Below are 23,635 nucleotides of genomic sequence, written 5' to 3' on the forward strand. Positions count from 1 at the left end.
GGGGCCGGCGGGGGGGGGGGGGGGGGGGGGGGGCCCGGGGGGGGGGGGGGGGGGGGGGCCGGGGGGGGGGCCCGCGCCCGGCCCGCCCCCCCGGTGGTGGTGGTGGTGCGGGCGGGGGCGACCGGTCCGGCACCGCCGCTCGACGAGGAGCACCCGGCCAGGAGGACACCGAGGACGAGCGCGACGAGTACGCGCAAGGGCCGGAGCGACATGTCCCGAACATACCGTTACGGGATGGCTCCGGCCCTCGATCGACTCGGCCGACGATGTCCTGCTCGGACGAGGTCGGCCCGGCCCCGGGTGTCCTCGTTCGGACGCGGCCGGCTCGGCCGCCGACGATGTCCTCGTTCGGACGCGGCCGGCTCGGCCGCCGACGATGTCCTCGTTCGGACGCGGCCGGCTCGGCCGCCGACGGTGTCCTCGTTCAGACGCCGTCCGGGTCCGTCCGGTCGAGCGCCGGGTGCGTCCCCGGGCTGGACTCGGTGAGCAGGTAGTCCGCCGCGGCGCGGTCGGTGACCAGGCTGGTGACGAGGCCGGAGCGGAGCACCGCGCCGATCGCCGCCGCCTTGCGCTGGCCGCCCGCGATGGCGACGACCTCGGGGATCCGGCGCAGCCGGTCCGCCTCGACGGTGATGCAGCGCTCGCCCAGGTCGCGGCCGACCCGGCGCCCCTCGGCGTCGAAGAGGTGCGCGGACATCTCGGCGGCGACGCCGAGCGAGGCGTAGTGGGCGCGCTCCTCGTCCGAGAGCATGTCGTGGACGGTCGAGATGCCCGGCTCCCACGAGCCGATGGAGACGCAGGCGACGGTCACCTTGTCGAAGTACTCGAAGGCCCGCGCGATGCCGGTCTGGCTGCGCAGCGCCGCCGCGGTCGCCGGGTCCGGCAGCAGCATCGGCGCGTAGATCGGGTGCGCCTCGCCGCCGGAGACCTGGGCGGCACGGCGGACGGCCTCGACGGAGCCGCGTTCGGCGGTCCCGGCGTCGTACACGCCGGTGAGCTGGACGACGGTGCACGGGGGCAGCCGGTCGAGCGCCGCCGCCATGTGGATGGTGGAGCGGCCCCAGGCGAGGCCCAGGACGTCGCCCTCGGTGACGAGTTCACCGAGCAGGTCGGCCGCGACCTCGCCGAGGTTCTCCGGGTCGGGCGACTCGTCCTCGCCCTCCGCCGGGGACTCGACGACGACGGCGTGGCGGAGCCCGTAGCGGGCACGGAGCGCGTCGGAGCGCTCGGCGTCCAGCTCGGCCGGTACGCGGATCTCGATGCGTACGAGATCGCGCTCCAGGGCGGTCTCCAGGACCCGGGCCACCTTGAAGCGGCTCACGCCGAACTCCTCGGCGATCTGGATCTTGGACTTGCCCTCGAGGTAGAAGCGACGGGCCATGGCCGCCGCCTGCACCAGCTCCGCGGGGCCCATCCGCAGGGCTGACCGTCCCGCCGACATACCCGCCACCGCGATCTCCTCACCTGTTCACGTACCGCTGTTCACGTACCGACGTTCATGTACCGCTGTTCGCGTACCGCTGTCGTTCACACTCTGGACTCGCCGTCCATCCTGTCAGATACGGCGGGCCTTGATCAGTCCTGTCGGCGGCCCGACGGACCGCGTTCATCAGCCGGAGGCTCAGTGGCCACACGCCCACGGGGCGACGGCCGTCACGGCCTCCGCGCGGGCCCGCAGCGAGGCGACGGCGGCGGCCGGGTCGGCCGCGCCGTAGACCGCGGAACCCGCCACGAAGACATCGGCTCCGGCCTCCGCGCACCGCTCGATCGTGGACTCGGCCACCCCGCCGTCGACCTGGAGCCACAGCTCCAGACCGTGCTTGGAGATCAGCTCACGGGTGCGGCGGATCTTGGGCAGCATGATGTCGAGGAAGGCCTGGCCGCCGAAGCCGGGCTCGACGGTCATGATCAGCAGCATGTCGAGCTCGGGGAGCAGGTCCTCGTAGGGCTCGATCGGCGTGGCCGGCTTGAGCGCCATCGAGGCACGCGCGCCCTTGGCACGGATCTCGCGCGCGAGCCGGACCGGCGCCGCGGCCGCCTCCACGTGGAAGGTCACCGAACCGGCACCGGCCTCGACGTACTGGGGCGCCCAGCGGTCGGGGTCCTCGATCATCAGATGGCAGTCGAGGGGGGTGTCGGTCGCGCGGGCGAGCGACTCCACGATCGGCACACCCAGGGTCAGGTTGGGCACGAAGTGGTTGTCCATCACATCGACGTGGAGCCAGTCGGCCCCGTCGACGGCCTTCGCCTCATCGGCGAGCCGGGCGAAGTCCGCGGACAGAATGCTGGGGTTGATCTGCGCCATGAGCCAAGCCTCCCACGTTCTTGGGTACTTCTTTGCCGCCGAGCGGTTTCGGAGGCGGTCCAGACCATTTTCGGTGCGAACCGACGAGCCGGGACCGGCGCAGACCGGGAGATTACGGTCAGGTGATCGAAGGGTCGGAGGACCCCGGGGTCACGCCGTGCGGCGGATGAGCGCCAGATACATGGCGTCCGTACCGTGCAGATGCGGCCAGAGCTGGAGGTCCGGGCCGTCGCCGAGCGCCGGTACGCCCGGCAGCAGCGGGCGGGCGTCGATCAGCTCGGCTCCGCCGACCTTCTTCAGGACGTCGTCGACGACCACCCGGGTCTCGGCGAGGTGCGGCGAGCAGGTCGCGTACCCCACGACCCCGCCGACGCGGACCGCGCCGAGCGCCTCCGTGAGCAGGGCGCGCTGGAGCGGCGCGAAGCCGTCCAGGTCCTCGGGGCGACGGCGCCAGCGGGCCTCGGGACGGCGGCGCAGGGCGCCGAGGCCCGAGCACGGCACGTCCATGAGGACCCGGTCGAAGGAGCCGGGGCGCCACGGCGGGCGGGTGCCGTCGGCGGCGATCACCTGGTACGGACCGGGGTTGCCGGCGAGGGCGCGCTCGACGAGGCGCGCGCGGTGCGGCTGCTTCTCGGAGGCGAGCAGGGCGGCGCCGCGCTCGGAGGCGAGGGCCGCGAGGAGCGCGGCCTTGCCGCCGGGGCCCGCACAGCCGTCGAGCCAGCGCGCGTCGGAGCCCTCCACGGGGGCGTTGGCCAGGGCGATCGCGACGAGCTGGCTGCCCTCGTCCTGGACGCCGGCCCGGCCGTCCTTGACCGCCTCGATGGCGCCGGGCTCGCCGCCCTCGGCCATCCGGACGGCGAACGGCGACCAGCGGCCCGGGAGGGTCTCGGTGGCCTCCGCGAGCTCCTCGGTGGTGGACCGGCCGGGACGGGCGACGAGGGTGACCTCGGGGCGCTCGTTGTCGGCCTCCAGGAGGTCCTCGATCCCGGCGCGGCCGCCGCCGAGGGAGTCCCAGAGCGCCGACACCACCCAGCGGGGGTGCGAGTGGACGACGGCCAGGTGGTCCTCGGGGTCCGCGTCGTACGGCGGGGCGACCTGCGCCACCCAGGCGTCGAGGTCCTGCTGCGAGATCTTCCGCAGCACGGCGTTCACGAACTTGGCCCGCCCGTCGCCGAGCACGACCCGCGCCAGCTCGACGCTGGCGGAGACGGCGGCGTGGGTGGGGATGCGGGTGCCGAGCAGCTGGTGGGCGCCGAGCGCGAGCACGTCGAGGACGGGAGGGTCGACCTCGCGCAGCGGCCGGTCGATGCAGGCGGCGATGATCGCGTCGTACGTGCCCTGGCGGCGCAGCGTCCCGTAGACCAGCTCGGTCGCGAGCGCGGCGTCCCGGCCGTCGAAGTTCCCGCCCTCACGGGCCTTCTTGAGCAGCGGCGGGAGCACCAGGTTCGCGTAGGCGTCCCGCTCGTCCACCGCCCTCAGCGCCTCGAAGGCGAGCATCCGGACGGGGTCCTTCTGGGGCCGCCGGTAGGGCTTGTGGGGACGGCGACGTGCCTGCTCGCTCAAAGGTGCTCCGCGTGACGAAATGACGAGGTCGAACCCCCCAAGCCTACGTCCGCCGCGCACCCACCGGCTCCCGGGCCCGTGAGGACCTCGCCCCGCCTCCGCGCCGGGGCCTCTGGAGCCCTTGGGCTCGCCCCGGCGCCCGGGCCCGCGCGGACCCTCGGCCCGCCCCGGCGCCCGGGCCCGTGGGGATCGTCGGCCCGCCCCGGCGCCCGGGCCCGTGGGGATCGTCGGCCCGACGCCGACGGTGCCCGGGCCGTGAGGACCTTCGCCTCCGACGGTGCCCGGGCCGTGAGGACCTTCGTCTCCGACGGTGCCCGGGCCGTGGGGACCTTCGCCACCCTCCCGATGGTGCCCGGGCCCGCGGCGGCCTCAGACCCCGAGGACCTCGCCCGGCGCGATGCGCACGCCGCGGGCCCAGTCGGCGGCCTTCATCGGCTTCTTGCCCTGGGGCTGCACCCAGAGGAGCTCCACGGCGTACGAGCCGGTGCCCGCGTACACGTTGTTCTTGCCCGCGGCGAGCTGCCCAGGCGCCAGGTCCGTGCGGTCCGGCAGCGGGGTGACCTGGATCAGCTTGAGGCGCTCGCCCCGGAAGACCGTCCAGGCACCGGGGGCCGGGGTGCAGCCGCGGACCACCCGGTCCACCCGCAGCGCGGGGGCGGCGAAGTCGACGTGGGCGTCCTCGACCTGGATCTTCGGGGCGAGGGTGATCCCCTCGACCGGCTGCGGGACGGCCTGGAGCGCGCCGTCCTCGATGCCGTCCATGGTGGCGGCGAGCAGCCCGGCACCCGCGAACGCGAGCCGGGTGAGCAGGTCGCCGCTGGTGTCGGTGGGCCGGATGTCCTCGGTGACGACGCCGTAGACCGGGCCGGAGTCCAGGCCCTCCTCGATCAGGAAGGTGGACGCGCCCGTCACCTGGTCGCCCGCCATCAGCGAGTGCTGCACGGGGGCCGCGCCCCGCCAGGCGGGCAGCAGCGAGAAGTGCAGGTTGACCCAGCCCCGGGCGGGGATGTCGAGGGCGACCTTGGGCAGCAGCGCGCCGTAGGCGACGACCGGGCAGCAGTCCGGGGCGATCTCCCGCAGCCGGGCGAGGAAGTCCTCGTCACGGGGCCTGGCCGGCTTCAGGACCTCGATCCCGGCCTCCTCCGCCCGCTGGGCCACCGGGCTGGCGACGAGCCGCCGGCCGCGCCCCGCGGGGGCGTCCGGCCGGGTGACGACGGCGGCCACCTCGTGCCGGCCGGAGGCGAGCAGGGTGTCCAGGGCGGGAACGGCGACCTCGGGGGTGCCTGCGAAGACGAGCTTCATGAGTGGCGACTGCCTGTCTCTCCGGGGGCTTTACGGGCAGCGCACCAGTCTAGGGCGCCTGCGGCTCCCGGGCGCCGGGACCCTGGTGCCCCTGACGGAGGGGGCGTACGGAGGGACGAGCGCCCCGCGCATATGCGTGTACGCCCCCGCAGCGTGACCCAACCCCGGGTGGCGCGTTGGTCAAGAGAGATTGACCGAATCGGGTCGCCGTTCCCCCCTGCGGCCCTTCCCCTTACATGCCGGTTCGAGAGGCTTTCACATGGCCGACCACGCAACCCACGACGCCCAGGCTCGGGCGAGTCTGCACCTGCTGGTGCGGGACATCGAGCGGGTCCGGCGGCAGGTGGACGCACTGCGCACGCTCACGGCCCAGCTGGGCAATGTCTACCGCCCTCGCCGCTCCGGCCCGTCCACGGGCTTCGTCGTCTACGGGCGTGCCCCCGCCCCCACCGTTCGTCTCGCCCAGGAGCTGCGGGACAGTGTCGAGACGCTGGTGACCGCCGCGGTCGACTTCGACCGCTCGCTCGGGTTCTCCTGGGACGCGGTGGGCTCCGCGCTCGGAGTCACCAAGCAGGCGGTCCACCGCCGTTACGGTGCCCGGCGCGCCCCCCAGCCGGGCGTCGGCATCGACCAGGAGCCGATCGTGGAGCCGAGCGCCACCCGCACGCTCCCCTCGGTGCCCGCCGCCCGCTCGATGCCCCCGCAGCCGACCTCGGGCAGCGCCTCCCTCCGCGAGGAGCCGCGGACGTCGGCCTTCCCCGGCCCCCGCAACGGCTGACCCGCGAACGCCGTACGGCCGTCCGTCCCCACCGGGGGCGGACGGCCGCCCCATGTGCCGCCCGCTCACGACCTGGCCGCAGAGACCGTCCCGGGCTCCGCCCGCCCGGCCTCCGCCCGCTCAAGGCCCAGCCGCAGCGGCCGTCCCGGCTTCCGCCCGCCCGCTCGCCGCCCGCGGCCCGTCAGCCGATGTCCGGCGGGTCCACCCGGATCCGTACCGGGTCCCCGCCGCCCCTCGTCATCCGGGCCGCCCTGGCCTGCTTGAGTGCGGTCGCCAGAGCCGCGCCGCTGCCCGGCGGGACGCGGACCAGGGCGCGCTCCCACTGCTCGCCCGGCGGCGGGTCGCCCGGCCTCCGCGGCCCCCCGGGGCGGACCACGGGCAGCGGCACCGGGCCGAGCACCTCGGCGTCGGCGGGCAGCCCCGCCGCCGCGAGCAGGCCTTCGACGGCCTCCGGCGGACCCGTGACCGCCGCCATCCGGGAGACCGGCGGAAAGCCCAGTTCGGCCCGTTCGGCCAGCTCGCGCTGGGCGTGTCCGACCGGGTCCCAGCGGACGAGCGCCTGGACGGGCCGGAGCGTCGGCTCGGCGACCACGACCACGGTGCCGCCTTCGGGCTGGCCCCGGACGAGCGAGGCCGCGTCGATCCAGCGGCGCAGGGCCTCCTCGCCCGCGCGCAGATCGGGCCGGCCGAGCATCGCCCAGCCGTCGAGGAGCAGCGCGGCGGCATAGCCGCCCTCGGCGACCGGCTCGGCGCCGGGGGTGCAGACGACGAGCGCGGGGCGCCCGGGCACGGTGTCCAGGATGTGGTCCCGCCCCGAGGTCCGCACCGGCACCGCGGGGAACGCCCGGCCGAGCTCCTCCGCCGTCCGGCGCGCGCCGACGACCTGGGCCCGCAGCCGGGTCGATCCGCACTCCACGCAGTGCCAGTCGGAGGCCCCGCGTCCGCACCAGCCGCAGTGCAGCTCCTGCTGCTCGGGGGCCTCCAGGGGACCGGCGCAGTGGCGGCAGCGGGCGGGCGTCCGGCACCGCTCGCAGGCGAGCCTCGGCACGTACCCCCGGCGGGGCACCTGGACCAGGACGGGTCCGGTCTTGAGCCCTTCGCGCACGGTCTGCCAGGCCAGCGACGGCAGCCGGGCGGCGCGCGCGGCCTCGTCACGGGCCAGTTCGCCGTCGCCCACGGTCCGGATCAGCGGGGCGGCCCTGCGGACCTGCTCGCGTGCGGCGAACAGCGGCTTGGCCCAGCCGGACTCCACGAGCTGGGCGGCCTCGACGGTGCAGCCGGTGCTGCCGAGGAGGAAGGCGCAGCGGTCGTGGGCGGCGCGGAGCAGCAGGACCTCGCGCGCGTGGGGCTGCGGGGCGTGCGGCTCGCTGTGGCTGCCGTCGCCGTCGTCCCAGATGACGACGAGCCCGAGGTCCCGGACCGGGGCGAACATCGCGGCCCGGGTGCCGACGACGGCCCGTACCGCGCCGCGCCGCACGGCGAGCCACTGCGCGTACCGCTTCTCGGGGCCCGCCTCGGCGGTGAGCAGGGCGTGCCGCCCCTCCCCCAGGACGGTGGTGAGCGCCGCGTCGACCCGCCCCGCCGCACGGCCGTCGGGTACGACGACGAGGGCGCCCCGGCCGGAGGCAAGGGCGGCGCCGACGGCGCGGGCGATCTCCTCGGCCCAGTGCGGTCCCGGAAGCGCGTTCCAGACGGCCCGGGGCGTCCCGCCGCGCGCGAGGGAGTCGAGGAACGCGGCCCCCCGCTCGTACCGCGTCCAGGTGCCCGGTTCCGGCGCGGCCGGCGGTGGCAGCGGCTCCGGCGAGGGGCGTCCCTCGGCGCGGGCGCTGCGCGGCGGCACGGCGAGCTGGAGGACGTCGGCGAGGCTTCCGGCGTACCGGTCGGCGACGGCACGGGCGAGTCCGAGCAGTTCGGGGCCGAGGACGGGTTCCGGGGAGACGACGTCGGCGAGTGCGGCCAGGGGGCCCGAGTAGTCGGAGGTGGCCCGGCGCTCGACGAGGAAGCCGTCGATGAGCCGTCCGCCCTCCCGGCGTCCGTTCTTGACCTGGTGCGCCCCCGCGCCGAACCGCACCCGCACCCGCACTCCCGGCCGGGCGGCCTCGTCCAGTTCCGCGGGGACCGCGTAGTCGAAGAACTGGTCGAGATGGAGCGAGCCCTTGTTCACGACGACCCGCGCGACGGGCAGCTCCTTGGCCAGCGCGGCCCCGCGCCAGGTCCGCGGCTTGGCGCGCGGGACCTTGGCCTGCCGCACCGTCTCCCGAATGAGCGCGAGCTGCTCGGGTTCAGCGGTCTCGCCGGGATTCTCTTTCTCGCTGCTCACAGCCCCATACCTACCAGACGCCACCGACAGCCGGGCATGCCGAAGCCCGGCACCCCGAGGGGTACCGGGCTTCGGTCGGGTGTGTCCGGGGACTACAGGCCGGCGGCCTGCTTCAGGGCGTCCACGCGGTCCGTGCGCTCCCAGGTGAAGTCCGGCAGCTCGCGGCCGAAGTGGCCGTAGGCGGCGGTCTGCGAGTAGATCGGGCGGAGCAGGTCGAGGTCGCGGATGATCGCGGCCGGGCGGAGGTCGAAGACCTCGGCGATGGCGTTCTCGATCTTCTCGTTGTCGACGGTGTTGGTGCCGAAGGTCTCGACGAAGAGACCGACGGGCTCGGCCTTGCCGATCGCGTAGGCGACCTGGACCTCGCAGCGCGCGGCGAGGCCGGCGGCGACGACGTTCTTGGCGACCCAGCGCATGGCGTAGGCGGCCGAGCGGTCGACCTTGGACGGGTCCTTGCCGGAGAAGGCGCCGCCACCGTGGCGGGCCATGCCGCCGTAGGTGTCGATGATGATCTTGCGGCCGGTGAGCCCGGCGTCGCCCATCGGGCCGCCGATCTCGAAACGGCCGGTCGGGTTCACCAGGAGGCGGTAGCCGTCGGTGTCGAGCTTGATGCCGTCCTCGACGAGCTGCTTGAGCACGTGCTCGACGACGAACTCGCGGATGTCGGGCGCGAGCAGCGACTCCAGGTCGATGTCGGACGCGTGCTGCGAGGAGACGACGACCGTGTCGAGGCGGACGGCCTTGTCGCCGTCGTACTCGATGGTGACCTGGGTCTTGCCGTCGGGGCGCAGGTACGGGATGGTGCCGTTCTTGCGGACCTCGGTCAGCCGGCGGGACAGCCGGTGCGCGATGTGGATCGGCAGCGGCATCAGCTCGGGGGTCTCGTCCGACGCGTAGCCGAACATCAGGCCCTGGTCGCCGGCGCCCTGCTTGTCCAGCTCGTCCTCATCGCCCTCGACCCGCTGCTCGTACGCGGTGTCCACGCCCTGGGCGATGTCCGGGGACTGAGACCCGATGGACACCGACACGCCGCAGGAGGCGCCATCGAAGCCCTTCTTCGAGGAGTCGTAACCGATCTCGAGGATCTTGTTCCGGACGAGGGTCGGGATGTCCGCCCACGCCTTGGTGGTCACCTCACCGGCGACGTGCACGAGGCCGGTGGTGATCAGCGTCTCGACGGCGACGCGCGAGGTGGGGTCCTCTCGCAGCAGTGCGTCGAGGATGGTGTCGCTGATCTGGTCAGCGATCTTGTCGGGGTGTCCCTCGGTGACGGACTCCGAGGTGAACAGACGACGGGACACAACGCTCCCTGGGGTTGCAGCGGCTGCTGGCTCTTCTCTGTCGGACCGGCAGGGGGCTGCGCCCCAAGACGTTCCGTGCACAGTCTATCGGTCGTGGTCGCGGGATGGACCAGGTGTCTCGCCTGGCGAATGCCCTGAGCGGGTGAATCCGGCCGCTTCGCGGCGGGAGAACGCCCTGATGGGGCGTACATCACACGCGCCCCGCTGGATTCGCGGTCCTCGCGGGGCCGGATGCGTCAGGTCGTGGTGCGCAGCCGCGGCAGGACCAGGTCCCAGACCGTCTCGGCGAGCGCCTCCTTCGGACCGTACGGTACGGGGGTCTCGGCGCCGTCCGAGGCGAGCACGACCGCCTCGTTCTCCTCGGAGCCGAAGGTCTTGCGCTCCCCCACCTCGTTCACGACGAGGAGGTCGCAGCCCTTGCGGCGGAGCTTCTCGCGGCCGTTGTCGAGGACGTCGTCGGTCTCGGCGGCGAAGCCGACGACCACCTGCCCCGGCAGGGCGCGGTCGGCGGAGATCTCGGCCAGGATGTCGGGGTTGCGGACGAGCTCGACGGTGGGCGCACCGCCGTCGTCCTTCTTCTTGATCTTCCCGGTGGCGTAGACGGCCGGACGGAAGTCGGCCACGGCGGCCGCCATGACCACGGCGTCGGCGTCGGCGACGGCCTTGAGCACGGCCTCGCGGAGCTGGAGGGCGGTGCCGACGTGGACGACGTCGACCCCGGCCGGGTCGGGGATGCCGGTGTTGGCCTCGACGAGGGTGACCCGGGCTCCCCGGGCGGCGGCGGCCCGCGCGAGCGCGTATCCCTGCTTCCCGGAGGAGCGGTTGCCCAGGTAGCGGACGGGGTCGAGGGGCTCCCGGGTGCCGCCGGCGCTGACCACGACGTGCCGTCCCGCGAGGTCGGGGGCTGCGGTGCCGCGGGCAAGGATCCTCCGGCAGATCTCGAAGATCTCCGCCGGGTCGGGCAGCCGTCCCTTGCCGGTGTCGACGCCGGTGAGGCGGCCGACGGCCGGCTCGATGACCACGGCGCCGCGGCGGCGCAGGGTCGCCACGTTCTCCTGGGTCGCCGGGTGCTCCCACATCTCGGTGTGCATGGCGGGGGCGAAGACGACGGGACAGCGCGCGGTGAGCAGCGTGTTGGTGAGCAGGTCGTCCGCGAGGCCGTGGGCGGCCTTGGCGAGCATGTCGGCGGTGGCGGGGGCGACGACGACGAGGTCGGCGGCCTGGCCGATGCGGACGTGCGGCACCTCGTGGACGCTCTCCCACACCTCGGTCGAGACGGGGTGGCCGGAGAGCGCGGACCAGGTGGCGGCACCGACGAAGTGGAGGGCGGAGTCGGTGGGGACGACGCGGACGTCGTGGCCGGACTCGGTGAGCCGCCTGAGCAGCTCGCAGGCCTTGTAGGCGGCGATGCCGCCGCTCACGCCCAGAACGACCTTCGGCTTGGTCACCACTGCCACTCCCCGCACTCGGATGCCTACGACTCCATGAGACACCACAGGCCCGGCGGATGTTCCGCCGGGCCTGTGGTGAATGAACGTGACGTGCTTACGTGGCCGGGCCCTCGATGGCCTCGGACGTCAGCAGACCCGCGTTGATCTCGCGCAGGGCGATCGAGAGCGGCTTCTCGTGGACGTGGGTGTCGACCAGCGGACCCACGTACTCCAGCAGGCCCTCGCCGAGCTGGGAGTAGTACGCATTGATCTGACGCGCGCGCTTGGCCGCGTAGATCACGAGGCTGTACTTCGAGTCCGTGGCCTCGAGCAGCTCGTCGATCGGCGGGTTGATGATGCCCTCGGGCGCGGTGATGGAAGAGGACACGCTCTACCTTCCGAAGATGGAAAAAAGGATCGGACAGCCGTTGGGTGTCCGGGGGAACAAGTGGATCATTCCCCAGAAGTCAACAGCATCAACGTTAGCAGCTCACGCGCAACGTCCTCGACGGAGGTGTTGACGAGCGTGGTGTCGAACTCCGACTCGGCGGCCAGTTCGACCTTCGCGGCGGCGAGACGGCGCTCGATGACCTCGGGCGACTCGGTGCCGCGGCCGGTGAGGCGGCGGACCAGTTCCTCCCAGCTCGGCGGGGCCAGGAAGACCAGCTGGGACTCGGGCATCGAGTCCTTCACCTGGCGGGCGCCCTGGAGGTCGATCTCCAGGAGCACGGGCTCGCCGGCGTCGAGGCGGTCGAGGACCGCGCGGCGCGGGGTGCCGTACCGGTTGCCCGCGAACTCGGCCCATTCGAGGAGCTCACCGTTGGCGATCAGCTTGTCGAACTCGTCGTCCGTCACGAAGAAGTAGTGGACGCCGTGCTTCTCGCCGGGGCGGGGCTTCCGTGTCGTCGCCGACACCGAGAGCCAGACCTCGGGGTGGACCTTGCGCATATGAGCGACGACCGTGCTCTTGCCGACCCCTGAGGGGCCGGAGAGCACGGTCAGCCGCGGACGTACCTCTGCTGCCATGCAGCGATTATTCCAGCTTCACCGGTGTGCCCGGGACGCGTGTCCCGGATCGGTGGCCGGACCGGTCGCCGGATCAGGCGCCGGTGCTGCCGAACTCGCGCTCCAGGGAGGCGATCTGGTTGGAACCGAGACCGCGCACCCGGCGGCTCTCGGAGATGCCGAGCCGCTCCATGATCTGCTTGGCGCGGACCTTGCCCACGCCGGGCAGGGACTCGAGCAGCGCGGAGACCTTCATCTTGCCGATGACGTCGTTCTCCTGGCCGGTCTTGATGACCTCGTGGAGGGAGGCGCCGGAGTGCTTGAGTCGATTCTTGACCTCGGCCCGCTCCCGGCGAGCCGCGGCGGCCTTTTCGAGCGCGGCTGCGCGCTGTTCAGGGGTAAGGGGCGGAAGAGCCACGCCTACGTCACCTCGGATGTCGATCTGTCGGATACGGACCGGTGAGGAACCTCGCGCCCCACACCAGTGGAGCAACGCTCAACGGAGTGGTCGTTGAACGCCTGCTCTGCCCCGGAGACTAGCGGCCGAGGCCGCTCCAGTCAGCGAGAACGAAGGAAAAGTCCTGGTCAGCATCGACCGACCGGGACTTTTCCGGCAAAACGACCCGGTTTTGAGCCAAGATTTCGTCAAGTAGTGAGACGGCCCGGCGGGACGGGTCGTCCCACCGGGCCGTAACAGTGCCGAAATCCGGGTCGATCCGCTCCGACCTGCGGAGAGACCGTGAAGCTCGTTACGCGCCGACGGCCGCGCGGATCTCGTCCGCGTACCGGTGCGCCGAGTCCCGCAGGGCGGCCGCGTCCGGTCCGTGCCGCAGGACCCCGCGGCTGACGTTCGGGACGACGTTGCCGACGGCCGCGCCGAAGACGGCGGGAAGGTCCGCCGGGGTCGCGCCCTGGGCGCCGATGCCGGGGGCGAGGAGCGGCCCGTTGATGTCCAGGTCGAACGAGGACAGGTCGCCGAGGGTCGCGCCGACGACCGCGCCGAAGGAGCCCATCGGGGTCTCCCCCGCGTTCTCCGCGGCGAGGTGGCCCAGCATGGTGGCACCGATCGTGCGGCCGTCCTCACGGACGGCCCGCTGGACCTCGGCGCCCTCCGGGTTCGACGTCAGGGCCAGGACGAAGAGACCGGCGCCGGACTCGCGCGCCAGGTCGACGGCCGGCTTCAGGGAGCCGTAGCCGAGGTACGGGGAGACCGTGAGCGCGTCGGAGAAGAGCGGGGAGTCCTTGCGCAGGTAGGTCTCGGCGTACGCGGCCATGGTCGAGCCGATGTCGCCGCGCTTGGCGTCCATCACGACCAGGCCGCCCGCCGCGCGCAGATCGGCCGTGGCACGCTCCAGGACGGCGATGCCGCGCGAGCCGAAGCGCTCGAAGAAGGCGGACTGCGGCTTGAACACGGCCACGGTGTCCGCGAGCGCCTCGACGACGGTGAAGGTGAACCGCTCGAGACCGGCGATGTCGTCGGTCAGGCCCCAGGAGTCGAGCAGGGCGGCGTGCGGGTCGATGCCGACGCAGAGCGGGCCGCGCTCGTCCATGGCGGAGCGCAGACGGGTTCCGAAGGAGAGAGTCACTTGGCGGCGGCCTTTCGGTTGTCGGCGCCGACGGCCTCGGCGAGGGTGGCGTACGGGGAGGCCGCGAGGCGCGCGGCGAGGCCCTTGTGGATCGCGCGGGCGTAGAACGGGCCCTCGTAGATGAAGGCGCTGTAGCCCTGGATCAGGGTGGCGCCGGCCAGGATGCGCTGCCAGGCGTCCTCGGCGTTCTCGATGCCTCCCACGCCCACGAGGACCAGCCGGTCGCCCACGCGCGCGTGGAGGCGCCTGAGGACCGCGAGGGAGCGCTCCTTGACGGGCGCGCCGGACAGCCCGCCGGTCTCCTTGATGAGCGTGGGGTCGGACTTCAGGCCGAGGCCCTCGCGCGCGATGGTGGTGTTGGTGGCGATGATGCCGTCGAGACCGAGTTCGAGGGCGAGGTCGGCGACCGCGTCGACGTCCTCGTCGGCCAGATCGGGGGCGATCTTGACCAGGAGCGGGACCCGGCGGTCGGTGACCGTGCGGTCGGCGGCCTCCCTTACGGCCGTGAGGAGCGGCCGCAGGGACTCGGTGGCCTGGAGGTTGCGCAGGCCCGGGGTGTTCGGCGAGGAGACGTTCACGACGAGGTAGTCGGCGTGCGCGGCGAGGCGCTCGGTGGACTTCACGTAGTCGGCGGCGGCCTCGGCCTCGGGGACGACCTTCGTCTTGCCGATGTTGACGCCGACGACGGTCCTGAAGACCGGTACGCGCGCGTGGAGGCGTGCGGCGACGGCGGCGGAGCCCTCGTTGTTGAAGCCCATGCGGTTGATGAGCGCGCGGTCCGGGACCAGCCGGAAGAGGCGCTTCTTCGGGTTGCCCGGCTGGGCCTCGCCGGTGACGGTGCCGATCTCGACGTGGTCGAAGCCGAGCATCGACATGCCGTCGATGGCGACGGCGTTCTTGTCGAAGCCGGCGGCGAGCCCGAAGGGGCCGTGCATCCGCAGGCCGAGGGCCTCGGTGCGCAGCTCCTTGTGGCGGGGCGCGAGGACGGCGGCGAGGAAGGTCCGCAGGACGGGGACGCGGGCGGCCAGGCGGATCCAGCGGAAGGCCAGGTAGTGGGCCTTCTCGGGGTCCATGCGCTTGAAGACGAGGTCGAAGAAGAACTTGTACATGTGGGTGTCCTCAGCACGAGGGGGACACCGTTTCCGGTGTCCCCCTCGTGGGTTGCTAGTCGCGGGCCGCGGTCAGGTGTTCCGCGTGTTCCTGGAGCGAGCGGACCCCGACGTCGCCCCGGTTGAGCGCGTCGATGCCCTGGACGGCCGCGGCGAGCGCCTGGACCGTGGTGAGGCACGGGACGCTGCGCGCCACCGCGGCCGTACGGATCTCGTAGCCGTCGAGGCGGCCACCGGTGCCGTACGGGGTGTTGACGATCAGGTCGACCTGGCCGTCGTGGATGAGCTGGACGATCGTCTTCTCGCCGTTCGGGCCCTCGCCCTCGCTCAGCTTGCGCACGATCGTGGCGTTGATGCCGTTGCGCTTGAGGACCTCGGCGGTGCCGGAGGTGGCCAGCAGCTCGAAGCCGTGGGCGACCAGCTCGCGCGCCGGGAAGATCATCGAGCGCTTGTCGCGGTTGGCGACGGAGATGAACGCGCGGCCCTTGGTGGGCAGCGGTCCGTAGGCGCCGGCCTGCGACTTGGCGTACGCCGTGCCGAAGACCGCGTCGATGCCCATGACCTCGCCGGTGGAGCGCATCTCCGGGCCGAGGACCGTGTCGACGCCGCGGCCGTGCACGTCGCGGAAGCGCGACCACGGCATCACGGCCTCCTTGACGGAGATCGGCGCGTCGAGCGGCAGGGTGCCGCCGTCGCCGGTCTTCGGCAGCAGGCCCTCGGCGCGCAGCTCGGCGACGGTGGCGCCGAGCGAGATGCGGGCGGCGGCCTTCGCCAGCGGGACGGCGGTCGCCTTGGAGGTGAAGGGGACGGTCCGGGAGGCCCGCGGGTTCGCCTCGAGGACGTAGAGGATGTCGCCGGCCATGGCGAACTGGATGTTGATCAGGCCGCGCACGCCGACGCCCTTGGCGATGGCCTCGGTGGAGGCGCGCAGGCGCTTGATGTCGAAGCCGCCGAGGGTGATCGGGGGCAGGGCGCAGGCCGAGTCGCCGGAGTGGATGCCGGCTTCCTCGATGTGCTCCATGACGCCGCCGAGGTAGAGCTCGTGGCCGTCGTAGAGGGCGTCGACGTCGATCTCGATGGCGTCGTCGAGGAAGCGGTCGACCAGGACCGGCCGGGTGGGGCTGATCTCGGTGGACTCCGCGATGTACGACTCCAGGCGGGTCTCGTCGTAGACGATCTCCATGCCGCGGCCGCCGAGCACGTACGAGGGGCGTACGAGGACGGGGTAGCCGATCTCGTCGGCGATGGCCTTGGCGCCGGCGAAGGTGGTCGCGGTGCCGTGCTTGGGGGCCGGGAGGCCCGCGTCCGCGAGCACCTGGCCGAAGGCGCCGCGGTCCTCGGCGGCGTGGATGGCCTCCGGGGAGGTGCCGACGACCGGCACGCCGTTGTCCTTGAGGGCCTGCGAGAGGCCCAGCGGGGTCTGGCCGCCGAGCTGGACGACGACACCGGCGACGGGGCCGGCGAGGGTCTCCGCGTGGACGATCTCCAGCACGTCCTCGAGCGTCAGCGGCTCGAAGTACAGACGGTCGGAGGTGTCGTAGTCCGTGGAGACGGTCTCCGGGTTGCAGTTGACCATCACGGTCTCGTAGCCGGCGTCGCTCAGGGCGAAGGAGGCGTGGACGCAGGAGTAGTCGAACTCGATGCCCTGGCCGATGCGGTTCGGGCCGGAGCCCAGGATGATCACCGCGGGCTTGGTGCGGGGCGCGACCTCGGTCTCCTCGTCGTACGAGGAGTAGAAGTACGGGGTCTTGGCGGCGAACTCGGCGGCGCAGGTGTCGACCGTCTTGTAGACCGGGCGGACGCCGAGGGCGTGCCGGACCTCGCGGACGACGTCCTCGCGCAGACCGCGGATCTCGGCGATCTGGGCGTCGGAGAAGCCGTGGCGCTTGGCCTCGGCGAGGATCTCGGGCTCGAGCTTCTCGGCGGCGGCCAGCTCGTCGGCGATCTCCTTGATCAGGAAGAGCTGGTCGACGAACCACGGGTCGATCCTCGTGGAGTCGAAGACCTCCTCCGGGGTGGCCCCGGCGCGGATGGCCTGCATGACGGTGTTGATCCGGCCGTCGGTCGGGCGGACCGCCTCGCGGAGCAGCTCGGCCTTGTCGCCGGGCTCGCCGACGAAGGTGAACTGCGAGCCCTTCTTCTCCAGGGAGCGCAGGGCCTTCTGGAGGGCCTCGGTGAAGTTGCGGCCGATCGCCATGGCCTCGCCGACCGACTTCATGGTCGTGGTCAGCGTGGAGTCGGCGGAGGGGAACTTCTCGAAGGCGAAGCGCGGGGCCTTGACGACGACGTAGTCGAGCGTGGGCTCGAAGGACGCCGGGGTCTTCTCCGTGATGTCGTTCGGGATCTCGTCCAGCGTGTAGCCGACGGCGAGACGGGCCGCGATCTTGGCGATCGGGAAGCCGGTCGCCTTGGAGGCGAGCGCCGAGGAGCGGGAGACGCGCGGGTTCATCTCGATGACGATGATCCGGCCGTCGACCGGGTCGATCGCGAACTGGATGTTGCAGCCGCCGGTGTCGACGCCGACCTCGCGGATGATCGCGATGCCGATGTCGCGCAGCCGCTGGTACTCGCGGTCGGTGAGGGTCATCGCGGGGGCGACGGTGATCGAGTCACCGGTGTGGACGCCCATCGGGTCGAAGTTCTCGATGGAGCAGACGACCACGACGTTGTCGTTCTTGTCGCGCATCAGCTCCAGCTCGTACTCCTTCCAGCCGAGGATGGACTCCTCGAGGAGCACCTCGGTGGTCGGGGAGAGCGTGAGGCCCTGGCCGGCGATGCGGCGCAGCTCGTCCTCGTCGTGCGCGAAGCCGGAGCCGGCGCCGCCCATGGTGAAGGAGGGGCGGACGACGACGGGGTAGCCGCCGAGGGTGTCGACGCCCTTGATGACGTCGTCCATCGAGTGGCAGATGACCGAGCGGGCGGACTCGCCGTAGCCGATCTTGGCCTTGACGGCCTCGACGACGCCCTTGAAGAGGTCGCGGTCCTCGCCCTTGTTGATGGCCTCGACGTTGGCGCCGATGAGCTCGACGCCGTACTTCTCCAGGACGCCCTGCTCGTGCATGGAGATCGCGGTGTTGAGCGCGGTCTGGCCGCCGAGGGTGGGCAGGAGGGCGTCGGGGCGCTCCTTGGCGATGATCTTCTCGACGAACTCGGGGGTGATCGGCTCGACGTACGTGGCGTCGGCGATCTCCGGGTCGGTCATGATCGTGGCCGGGTTGGAGTTGACCAGGATCACCCGCAGGCCCTCGGCCTTGAGGATGCGGCAGGCCTGGGTGCCGGAGTAGTCGAACTCGGCGGCCTGGCCGATGACGATCGGGCCGGAGCCGATGACCAGGACGGACTGGATATCGGTGCGCTTAGGCACGCTCGGCCTCCATCAGGGATACGAAAAGGTCGAAGAGGTACGCGGCGTCGTGCGGACCCGCGGCCGCCTCGGGGTGGTACTGGACGGAGAAGGCCGGCTGGTCGAGCAGCTGGAGGCCTTCCACGACGTTGTCGTTCAGGCAGACGTGCGAGACCTCGGCACGCCCGAAGGGGGTCTCGGAGACCGTGTCGAGGGGCGCGTCGACGGCGAAGCCGTGGTTGTGCGCGGTGATCTCGACCTTGCCGGTCGTACGGTCCTGGACCGGCTGGTTGATGCCCCGGTGGCCGTACTTCAGCTTGTAGGTGCCGAAGCCGAGCGCGCGGCCGAGGATCTGGTTGCCGAAGCAGATGCCGAAGAGCGGCGTCCTGCGCTCCAGGACGGCCCGCATGACGGCGACGGGACCGTCGGCGGTGGCCGGGTCGCCGGGACCGTTGGAGAAGAAGACGCCGTCCGGGTTCACCGCGTAGATGTCCTCGGCGGTGGCGGTGGCGGGCAGCACGTGGACCTCGATGCCGCGCTCGGCCATCCGGTGCGGGGTCATGCCCTTGATGCCGAGGTCGACGGCGGCGACGGTGAACTTCTTCGTGCCGATCGCGGGGACGACGTACGTCTCCTTGGTGGCGACCTCGGCGGAGAGGTTCGCGCCCTTCATCTGGGGCTGCTCCTGCACCCGGGCGAGGAGGGCCTCGTCGCGGATGCCGGACCAGGCGTCGCCGGAGAAGATGCCGACGCGCATGGCGCCGCGCTCGCGCAGGTGGCGGGTGAGGGCGCGGGTGTCGATGCCGGAGATGCCGACGACGCCCTGGCTCTGCAGCTCCTCGTCCAGTGAGCGCTGGGCGCGCCAGTTGGAGGAGACGCGGGCGGGGTCGCGGACGACGTAGCCGGAGACCCAGATCCTCGAGGACTCGGGGTCCTCGTCGTTGACGCCCGTGTTGCCCACGTGCGGGGCGGTCATGACGACGACCTGGCGGTGGTACGACGGGTCGGTGAGGGTCTCCTGGTAGCCGGACATCCCGGTGGAGAACACGGCCTCGCCGAAGGTCTCCCCCACGGCCCCGTAGGCGCGGCCGCGGAAGATGCGGCCGTCCTCCAGGACGAGTACGGCGGGAACCTTGCTGGTTCCCCGGGTGGAGGTCGTCATCGTGCGATGCCTTCCGTCGTGGTGGTCATGGAGTTGATGGCCTCGACCCAGGCGGTGTGCTCGGCCGCCCGGTCGGACCGGAAACCGGAGTCGAGCAGCGTGTCGCCGTGCGTCCAGGTGACGATCAGCAGGCCGCCCTCGGCGAGGACCTTGCCCGCGATGCCCTTGTCGAGGCGGGCCTCGCGCAGGGCCTCGGCCGGGACGAAGAAGTCGTTCGCCCCGGGGCGTACGACCGTGAGCCCGGCGTCGGTGAGCGTGAGCTCGACGCGGCTGCGGGTGCCGAGGCCGTGGGCCACGATCCGGTCGAGCCACTGCCCGGCGGTCGTGGAGCCGTGGTAGCGCCCGCTGAGGGTCAGTTTCGCCGGACCGGCCGCCTCGGGCGCGGTGGGGAGCTCGGGGAGGTCCGACTGGAGGCTGCCGCGCCACTTCCAGCCCTGGCGCATCAGCCAGTACACGAAGGCGATGAAGAGCAGCAGTCCGGCGACCCAGCCGAGCCGTCCGGCCCAGTCGGTCACCTCCGCCGACTTCTGATCGGCAGCCTCTGCGGCGATTGCGATGAGTGGTGTCACGCCAGCTTCCCGTCCACGACCGTTGCCCGGCCCCGCAGGAAGGTGTGGGTGACGCGTCCCGGCAGCTCACGGCCCTCGTAGGGGGTGTTTCGGCTGCGGGAGGCGAAGTCCGCGGGGTCCACGACACCACGGTAAGCCGGATCGACCAGCGTCAGGTTCGCGGGCTCACCAGCCGAGACGGGTCGTCCGTGGCCCGTGGCCCGTCCGATGCGGGCGGGGGCGAAGGACATCCGGTCGGCGACGCCGGCCCAGTCGAGGAGTCCGGTCTCGACCATCGTCTGCTGGACGACGGAGAGCGCGGTCTCCAGGCCGACCATGCCCATGGCGGCCGCGGCCCACTCGCAGTCCTTGTCCTCGTGGGGGTGCGGGGCGTGGTCGGTGGCGACGATGTCGATCGTGCCGTCGGCCAGCGCCTCGCGGAGCGCGAGGACGTCCTTCTCGGTGCGCAGCGGCGGGTTGACCTTGTAGACCGGGTTGTAGCTCCGGACCATCTCGTCGGTGAGGAGGAGGTGGTGCGGGGTGACCTCGGCGGTGACGTCGATGCCGCGGGACTTGGCCCAGCGGACGATCTCGACGGAGCCGGCGGTGGAGAGGTGGCAGATGTGGACGCGGGAGCCGACGTGCTCGGCGAGGAGGACGTCGCGGGCGATGATCGACTCCTCGGCGACGGCGGGCCAGCCGCCGAGACCGAGCTCGGCCGAGACGATGCCCTCGTTCATCTGGGCGCCCTCGGTGAGGCGGGGCTCCTGGGCGTGCTGGGCGACGACGCCGTCGAAGGCCTTCACGTACTCCAGGGCGCGGCGCATGATCACGGCGTCGTCGACGCACTTGCCGTCGTCGGAGAAGACGGTGACGCCGGCGGCGGAGTCGTGCATGGCGCCGAGTTCGGCGAGCTTCTTGCCCTCGAGGCCGACGGTGACGGCGCCGATGGGCTGCACGTCGCAGTAGCCGGACTCCTTGCCGAGCCGGTAGACCTGCTCGACGACGCCGGCGGTGTCGGCGACCGGGTGGGTGTTGGCCATGGCGAAGACGGCCGTGAAGCCGCCGGAGGCGGCGGCGCGGGTGCCGGTGAGGACGGTCTCGGAGTCCTCGCGGCCGGGCTCGCGCAGGTGGGTGTGGAGGTCGACGAGGCCGGGCAGCAGGATCCGGCCGTCGGCCTCGATCACGGTGGCGCCCTCGGCGGACAGGCCCGTGCCGACCTCGGCGATGGTCTCGCCGTCGATCAGCACGTCCTGGACGGCGCCGCCCAGCACCTGCGCACCGCGGATCAGAGTCTTGCTCATGGTTACTTGTTCTCCAGATCGGTGGTGTGCGCGGAGCGCTCGTCGGAAGGGTGGTGGTGGGCGACGGGAGGGCGGGTGTGGGTGACGGCGGAGTCGTTGCCGCCCAGAAGCAGGTAGAGGACCGCCATCCGGACGGAGACTCCGTTGGCGACCTGCTCGACGACCGTGCAGCGGTCGGAGTCGGCGACCTCGGCGGTGATCTCCATGCCGCGGACCATGGGGCCGGGGTGCATGACGATGGCGTGCTCGGGCATCTTCGCCATCCGCTCGCCGTCGAGTCCGTACCGGCGCGAGTACTCGCGCTCGGTGGGGAAGAAGGCGGCGTTCATCCGCTCGCGCTGCACACGCAGCATCATGACGGCGTCGGACTTCGGCAGCACGCGGTCGAGGTCGTACGAGATCTCGCAGGGCCAGGTCTCGACGCCGACGGGGACCAGGGTGGGCGGGGCCACCAGGGTGACCTCGGCGCCGAGGGTGTGCAGCAGGTCGACGTTGGAGCGGGCGACCCGGCTGTGCAGGACGTCGCCGACGAGCGTGATCCGCTTGCCTTCGAGGTCGCGGCCGAGCCCGGTGTCGCGGCCGACCAGGCGGCGGCGCATGGTGAAGGCGTCCAGGAGGGCCTGGGTGGGGTGCTGGTGGGTGCCGTCGCCCGCGTTGATGACGGGGGCGTCGATCCAGCCGGAGGTGGCGAGCCGGTACGGGGCTCCGGAGGCGCCGTGGCGGATGACGACCGCGTCGACGCCCATGGCCTCCAGGGTCTGCGCGGTGTCCTTGAGGGACTCGCCCTTGGAGACGCTGGAGCCCTTGGCCGCGAAGTTGATGACGTCGGCGGAGAGGCGCTTCTCGGCGGCCTCGAAGGAGATCCGGGTCCGGGTGGAGTCCTCGAAGAACAGGTTGCAGACGGTCCGGCCGCGCAGGGTCGGCAGCTTCCGGATGGGCCGGTCGGCCACCCGGGCCATCTCCTCGGCGGTGTCGAGGATCAGGACGGCGTCGTCGCGGGTGAGGTCGGCGGCCGAGATGAGGTGACGCATCATCGGTGTGTCTCTCCGTGGTGGGGAGGTGTGAGGGCATGCGGGGGCGCAGGGGGGTGCCCCGGCCCCGCGGGGGAAAGGCCGGTCCGGCTAGGCGGTGGGCCGGGCGCCGAGCAGGACGGTGTCGCGACCGTCCTCCTCGGCGAGCTGGACCTTGACCGTCTCCCGCAGCGACGTGGGGAGGTTCTTGCCGACGTAGTCGGCGCGGATCGGAAGCTCGCGGTGGCCGCGGTCGACGAGGACGGCGAGCTGGACCGCGCGGGGGCGGCCGATGTCGCCGAGGGCGTCGAGGGCGGCGCGGATGGTGCGGCCGGAGAAGAGCACGTCGTCGACGAGGACGACCAGGCGGCCGTCGACGCCGTCACCGGGGATCTCGGTGCGGCCGAGGGCGCGGGCCGGCTTCATCCGCAGGTCGTCCCGGTACATGGTGATGTCCAGGGATCCGACGGGGATCTTGGTGCCGGTGATCGATTCGAGCTTCTCGGCGAGCCGGCGGGCGAGGAACACACCGCGGGTGGGAATGCCGAGGAGAACCACGTCGTCCGCGCCCTTGGCGCGCTCGACGATCTCGTGTGCGATGCGGGTCAGGACCCGCGCGATGTCCGGGGCCTCGAGAACGGGCCGCGCGTCGTCGCCGTACTTCTGCTGGGTGTCCATGAAGAAACGGACCTCCTTCTCCGCCTCACGGGACGGCTCTTAAAGGACGTCGGATTTGCGACGTCAACGATACCAGGGGCGGATGGAGGTCTCCCTCGCACCCCTGTCGCCACTCCGGGCACCGTCCCCCGGGAGGGGGCGGTACGGACCATTCGGCTTGACGGGAAAGAGTAACGCTGCGTAACCTCACAGTGAGTTACCAGCCGCGCGGCGCAGCCGCATGTCGTCACAGCGTCCGGGAGCGTTATGTCCAGCGAATACGCAAAGCAGCTCGGGGCCAAACTCCGTGCCATCCGCACCCAGCAGGGTCTCTCGCTCCACGGGGTGGAGGAGAAGTCCCAGGGCCGCTGGAAGGCGGTCGTGGTCGGTTCGTACGAGCGCGGGGACCGCGCGGTGACCGTGCAGCGTCTTGCCGAGCTGGCCGACTTCTACGGGGTGCCGGTGCAGGAGCTCCTGCCGGGCACCACGCCGGGCGGGGCCGCCGAGCCGCCGCCGAAGCTCGTGCTCGACCTGGAGCGCCTCGCGCACGTCCCGCAGGAGAAGGCGGGCCCGCTCCAGCGCTACGCGGCGACGATCCAGTCGCAGCGCGGCGACTACAACGGCAAGGTGCTGTCGATCCGTCAGGACGACCTGCGCACCCTCGCCGTGATCTACGACCAGTCCCCCTCGGTCCTCACCGAGCAGCTCATCAGCTGGGGCGTCCTCGACGCGGACGCGCGCCGCGGCGGTTCTGGCACAGCTCCATGATCGCGCCGATGAACTCGCTCGGCGCCAGGATGGTGCCCCGGACGACCGGCTCGTGCACCTGGTCGATCTTGCCGGTCGGGAACTCGCTGGGGTTGGTGACGATGTGCTCGGCACCGTCCTCCATGTCCACGCGGTAAACCACGT

At 72.3% G+C, this 23,635-nt stretch carries 21 protein-coding genes; 2 read left to right on the forward strand and 19 right to left on the reverse strand.

All coding sequences use genetic code 11. From position 1 onward, the window contains the following. Positions 1–424 precede the first annotated feature (424 nt). The 4 genes from ACFQ79_RS20045 to fmt all read right to left on the reverse strand — a co-directional run bounded on the left by ACFQ79_RS20045 (position 425) and on the right by fmt (position 5,170). Positions 425–1,441, reverse strand: a complete 1,017-nt coding sequence (locus ACFQ79_RS20045; RefSeq protein ID WP_030316333.1) for a sugar-binding transcriptional regulator — start codon at positions 1,439–1,441, stop codon at positions 425–427. Positions 1,442–1,621: 180 nt separating this feature from the next. Continuing rightward, positions 1,622–2,305, reverse strand: coding sequence for a ribulose-phosphate 3-epimerase (gene rpe, locus ACFQ79_RS20050; protein WP_383585265.1), 684 nt, complete (start codon positions 2,303–2,305; stop codon positions 1,622–1,624). Positions 2,306–2,455: 150 nt separating this feature from the next. Further along, positions 2,456–3,868, reverse strand: coding sequence for an RsmB/NOP family class I SAM-dependent RNA methyltransferase (locus ACFQ79_RS20055; protein WP_383585268.1), 1,413 nt, complete (start codon positions 3,866–3,868; stop codon positions 2,456–2,458). 369 nt (positions 3,869–4,237) lie between these two features. Next, a complete protein-coding gene (gene fmt, locus ACFQ79_RS20060; protein WP_383585271.1) occupies positions 4,238–5,170 on the reverse strand; it encodes a methionyl-tRNA formyltransferase in 933 nt (310 codons plus the stop codon). 259 nt (positions 5,171–5,429) lie between these two features. On the opposite strand from fmt, the gene ACFQ79_RS20065 reads away from it, so the two are divergent. Continuing rightward, positions 5,430–5,948, forward strand: coding sequence for a hypothetical protein (locus ACFQ79_RS20065; RefSeq protein WP_383585273.1), 519 nt, complete (start codon positions 5,430–5,432; stop codon positions 5,946–5,948). 181 nt (positions 5,949–6,129) lie between these two features. Here the strand turns inward: ACFQ79_RS20065 and ACFQ79_RS20070 are convergent, their stop codons facing one another. From ACFQ79_RS20070 to pyrR, 14 genes are all read right to left on the reverse strand, one after another. After that, a complete protein-coding gene (locus ACFQ79_RS20070) occupies positions 6,130–8,268 on the reverse strand; it encodes a primosomal protein N' (protein WP_383585276.1) in 2,139 nt (712 codons plus the stop codon). A 92-nt stretch (positions 8,269–8,360) separates the two neighbouring features. Then, positions 8,361–9,569, reverse strand: coding sequence for a methionine adenosyltransferase (gene metK / locus ACFQ79_RS20075; protein ID WP_030316322.1), 1,209 nt, complete (start codon positions 9,567–9,569; stop codon positions 8,361–8,363). Between the two features lie 236 nt (positions 9,570–9,805). Further along, a complete protein-coding gene (gene coaBC / locus ACFQ79_RS20080; RefSeq protein WP_383585279.1) occupies positions 9,806–11,017 on the reverse strand; it encodes a bifunctional phosphopantothenoylcysteine decarboxylase/phosphopantothenate--cysteine ligase CoaBC in 1,212 nt (403 codons plus the stop codon). Positions 11,018–11,114: 97 nt separating this feature from the next. After that, positions 11,115–11,387, reverse strand: a complete 273-nt coding sequence (gene rpoZ, locus ACFQ79_RS20085) for a DNA-directed RNA polymerase subunit omega (RefSeq protein ID WP_030316319.1) — start codon at positions 11,385–11,387, stop codon at positions 11,115–11,117. A gap of 65 nt (positions 11,388–11,452) precedes the next feature. After that, on the reverse strand, positions 11,453–12,025 hold the full coding sequence (gmk, locus tag ACFQ79_RS20090) for a guanylate kinase (RefSeq protein WP_030316317.1): 573 nt from the start codon (positions 12,023–12,025) through the stop codon (positions 11,453–11,455). 73 nt (positions 12,026–12,098) lie between these two features. Continuing rightward, positions 12,099–12,422: an integration host factor gene (locus tag ACFQ79_RS20095; RefSeq protein WP_030204477.1), complete on the reverse strand. Its 324-nt coding sequence runs from the start codon at positions 12,420–12,422 to the stop codon at positions 12,099–12,101. Between the two features lie 331 nt (positions 12,423–12,753). Next, positions 12,754–13,590, reverse strand: coding sequence for an orotidine-5'-phosphate decarboxylase (pyrF, locus tag ACFQ79_RS20100; RefSeq protein WP_383585281.1), 837 nt, complete (start codon positions 13,588–13,590; stop codon positions 12,754–12,756). Continuing rightward, positions 13,587–14,699 (reverse strand): quinone-dependent dihydroorotate dehydrogenase, encoded by a 1,113-nt coding sequence (locus tag ACFQ79_RS20105; protein ID WP_383585284.1) that lies wholly within the window; start codon positions 14,697–14,699, stop codon positions 13,587–13,589. Before ACFQ79_RS20105 ends, pyrF begins: the two co-directional genes overlap by 4 nt. A 55-nt stretch (positions 14,700–14,754) precedes the next feature. After that, positions 14,755–18,063, reverse strand: a complete 3,309-nt coding sequence (gene carB, locus ACFQ79_RS20110) for a carbamoyl-phosphate synthase large subunit (protein ID WP_383585287.1) — start codon at positions 18,061–18,063, stop codon at positions 14,755–14,757. Further along, entirely contained in the window at positions 18,056–19,204 is a 1,149-nt protein-coding gene (carA, locus tag ACFQ79_RS20115; protein ID WP_383585290.1) for a glutamine-hydrolyzing carbamoyl-phosphate synthase small subunit, read from the reverse strand. The genes carB and carA overlap by 8 nt, the downstream gene beginning before the upstream one ends. Next, positions 19,201–19,773, reverse strand: coding sequence for a hypothetical protein (locus tag ACFQ79_RS20120; RefSeq protein WP_383585293.1), 573 nt, complete (start codon positions 19,771–19,773; stop codon positions 19,201–19,203). The genes carA and ACFQ79_RS20120 overlap by 4 nt, the downstream gene beginning before the upstream one ends. Continuing rightward, on the reverse strand, positions 19,770–21,056 hold the full coding sequence (locus tag ACFQ79_RS20125) for a dihydroorotase (RefSeq protein WP_383585296.1): 1,287 nt from the start codon (positions 21,054–21,056) through the stop codon (positions 19,770–19,772). Before ACFQ79_RS20125 ends, ACFQ79_RS20120 begins: the two co-directional genes overlap by 4 nt. A gap of 2 nt (positions 21,057–21,058) precedes the next feature. After that, the gene (locus ACFQ79_RS20130) at positions 21,059–22,090 is read right to left on the reverse strand and encodes an aspartate carbamoyltransferase catalytic subunit (protein ID WP_383585299.1); all 1,032 of its coding nucleotides are present in this window, start codon (positions 22,088–22,090) and stop codon (positions 21,059–21,061) included. A gap of 87 nt (positions 22,091–22,177) precedes the next feature. Next, complete coding sequence (gene pyrR, locus ACFQ79_RS20135; RefSeq protein WP_266963942.1) at positions 22,178–22,744, reverse strand: bifunctional pyr operon transcriptional regulator/uracil phosphoribosyltransferase PyrR; 567 nt, start codon at positions 22,742–22,744, stop codon at positions 22,178–22,180. Between the two features lie 246 nt (positions 22,745–22,990). On the opposite strand from pyrR, the gene bldD reads away from it, so the two are divergent. Further along, the gene (gene bldD / locus ACFQ79_RS20140) at positions 22,991–23,491 is read left to right on the forward strand and encodes a transcriptional regulator BldD (protein ID WP_383585302.1); all 501 of its coding nucleotides are present in this window, start codon (positions 22,991–22,993) and stop codon (positions 23,489–23,491) included. Here bldD and ACFQ79_RS20145 read toward each other — a convergent pair. Next, the coding region (locus ACFQ79_RS20145) for a hypothetical protein (RefSeq protein WP_383585308.1) at positions 23,433–23,635 on the reverse strand (203 nt) is incomplete at its 5' end. The genes bldD and ACFQ79_RS20145 overlap by 59 nt on opposite strands.

Origin of the sequence: Streptomyces sp. NPDC056480, assembly GCF_042795405.1 — a bacterium.
Taxonomy (GTDB): Bacteria; Actinomycetota; Actinomycetes; order Streptomycetales; family Streptomycetaceae; genus Streptomyces.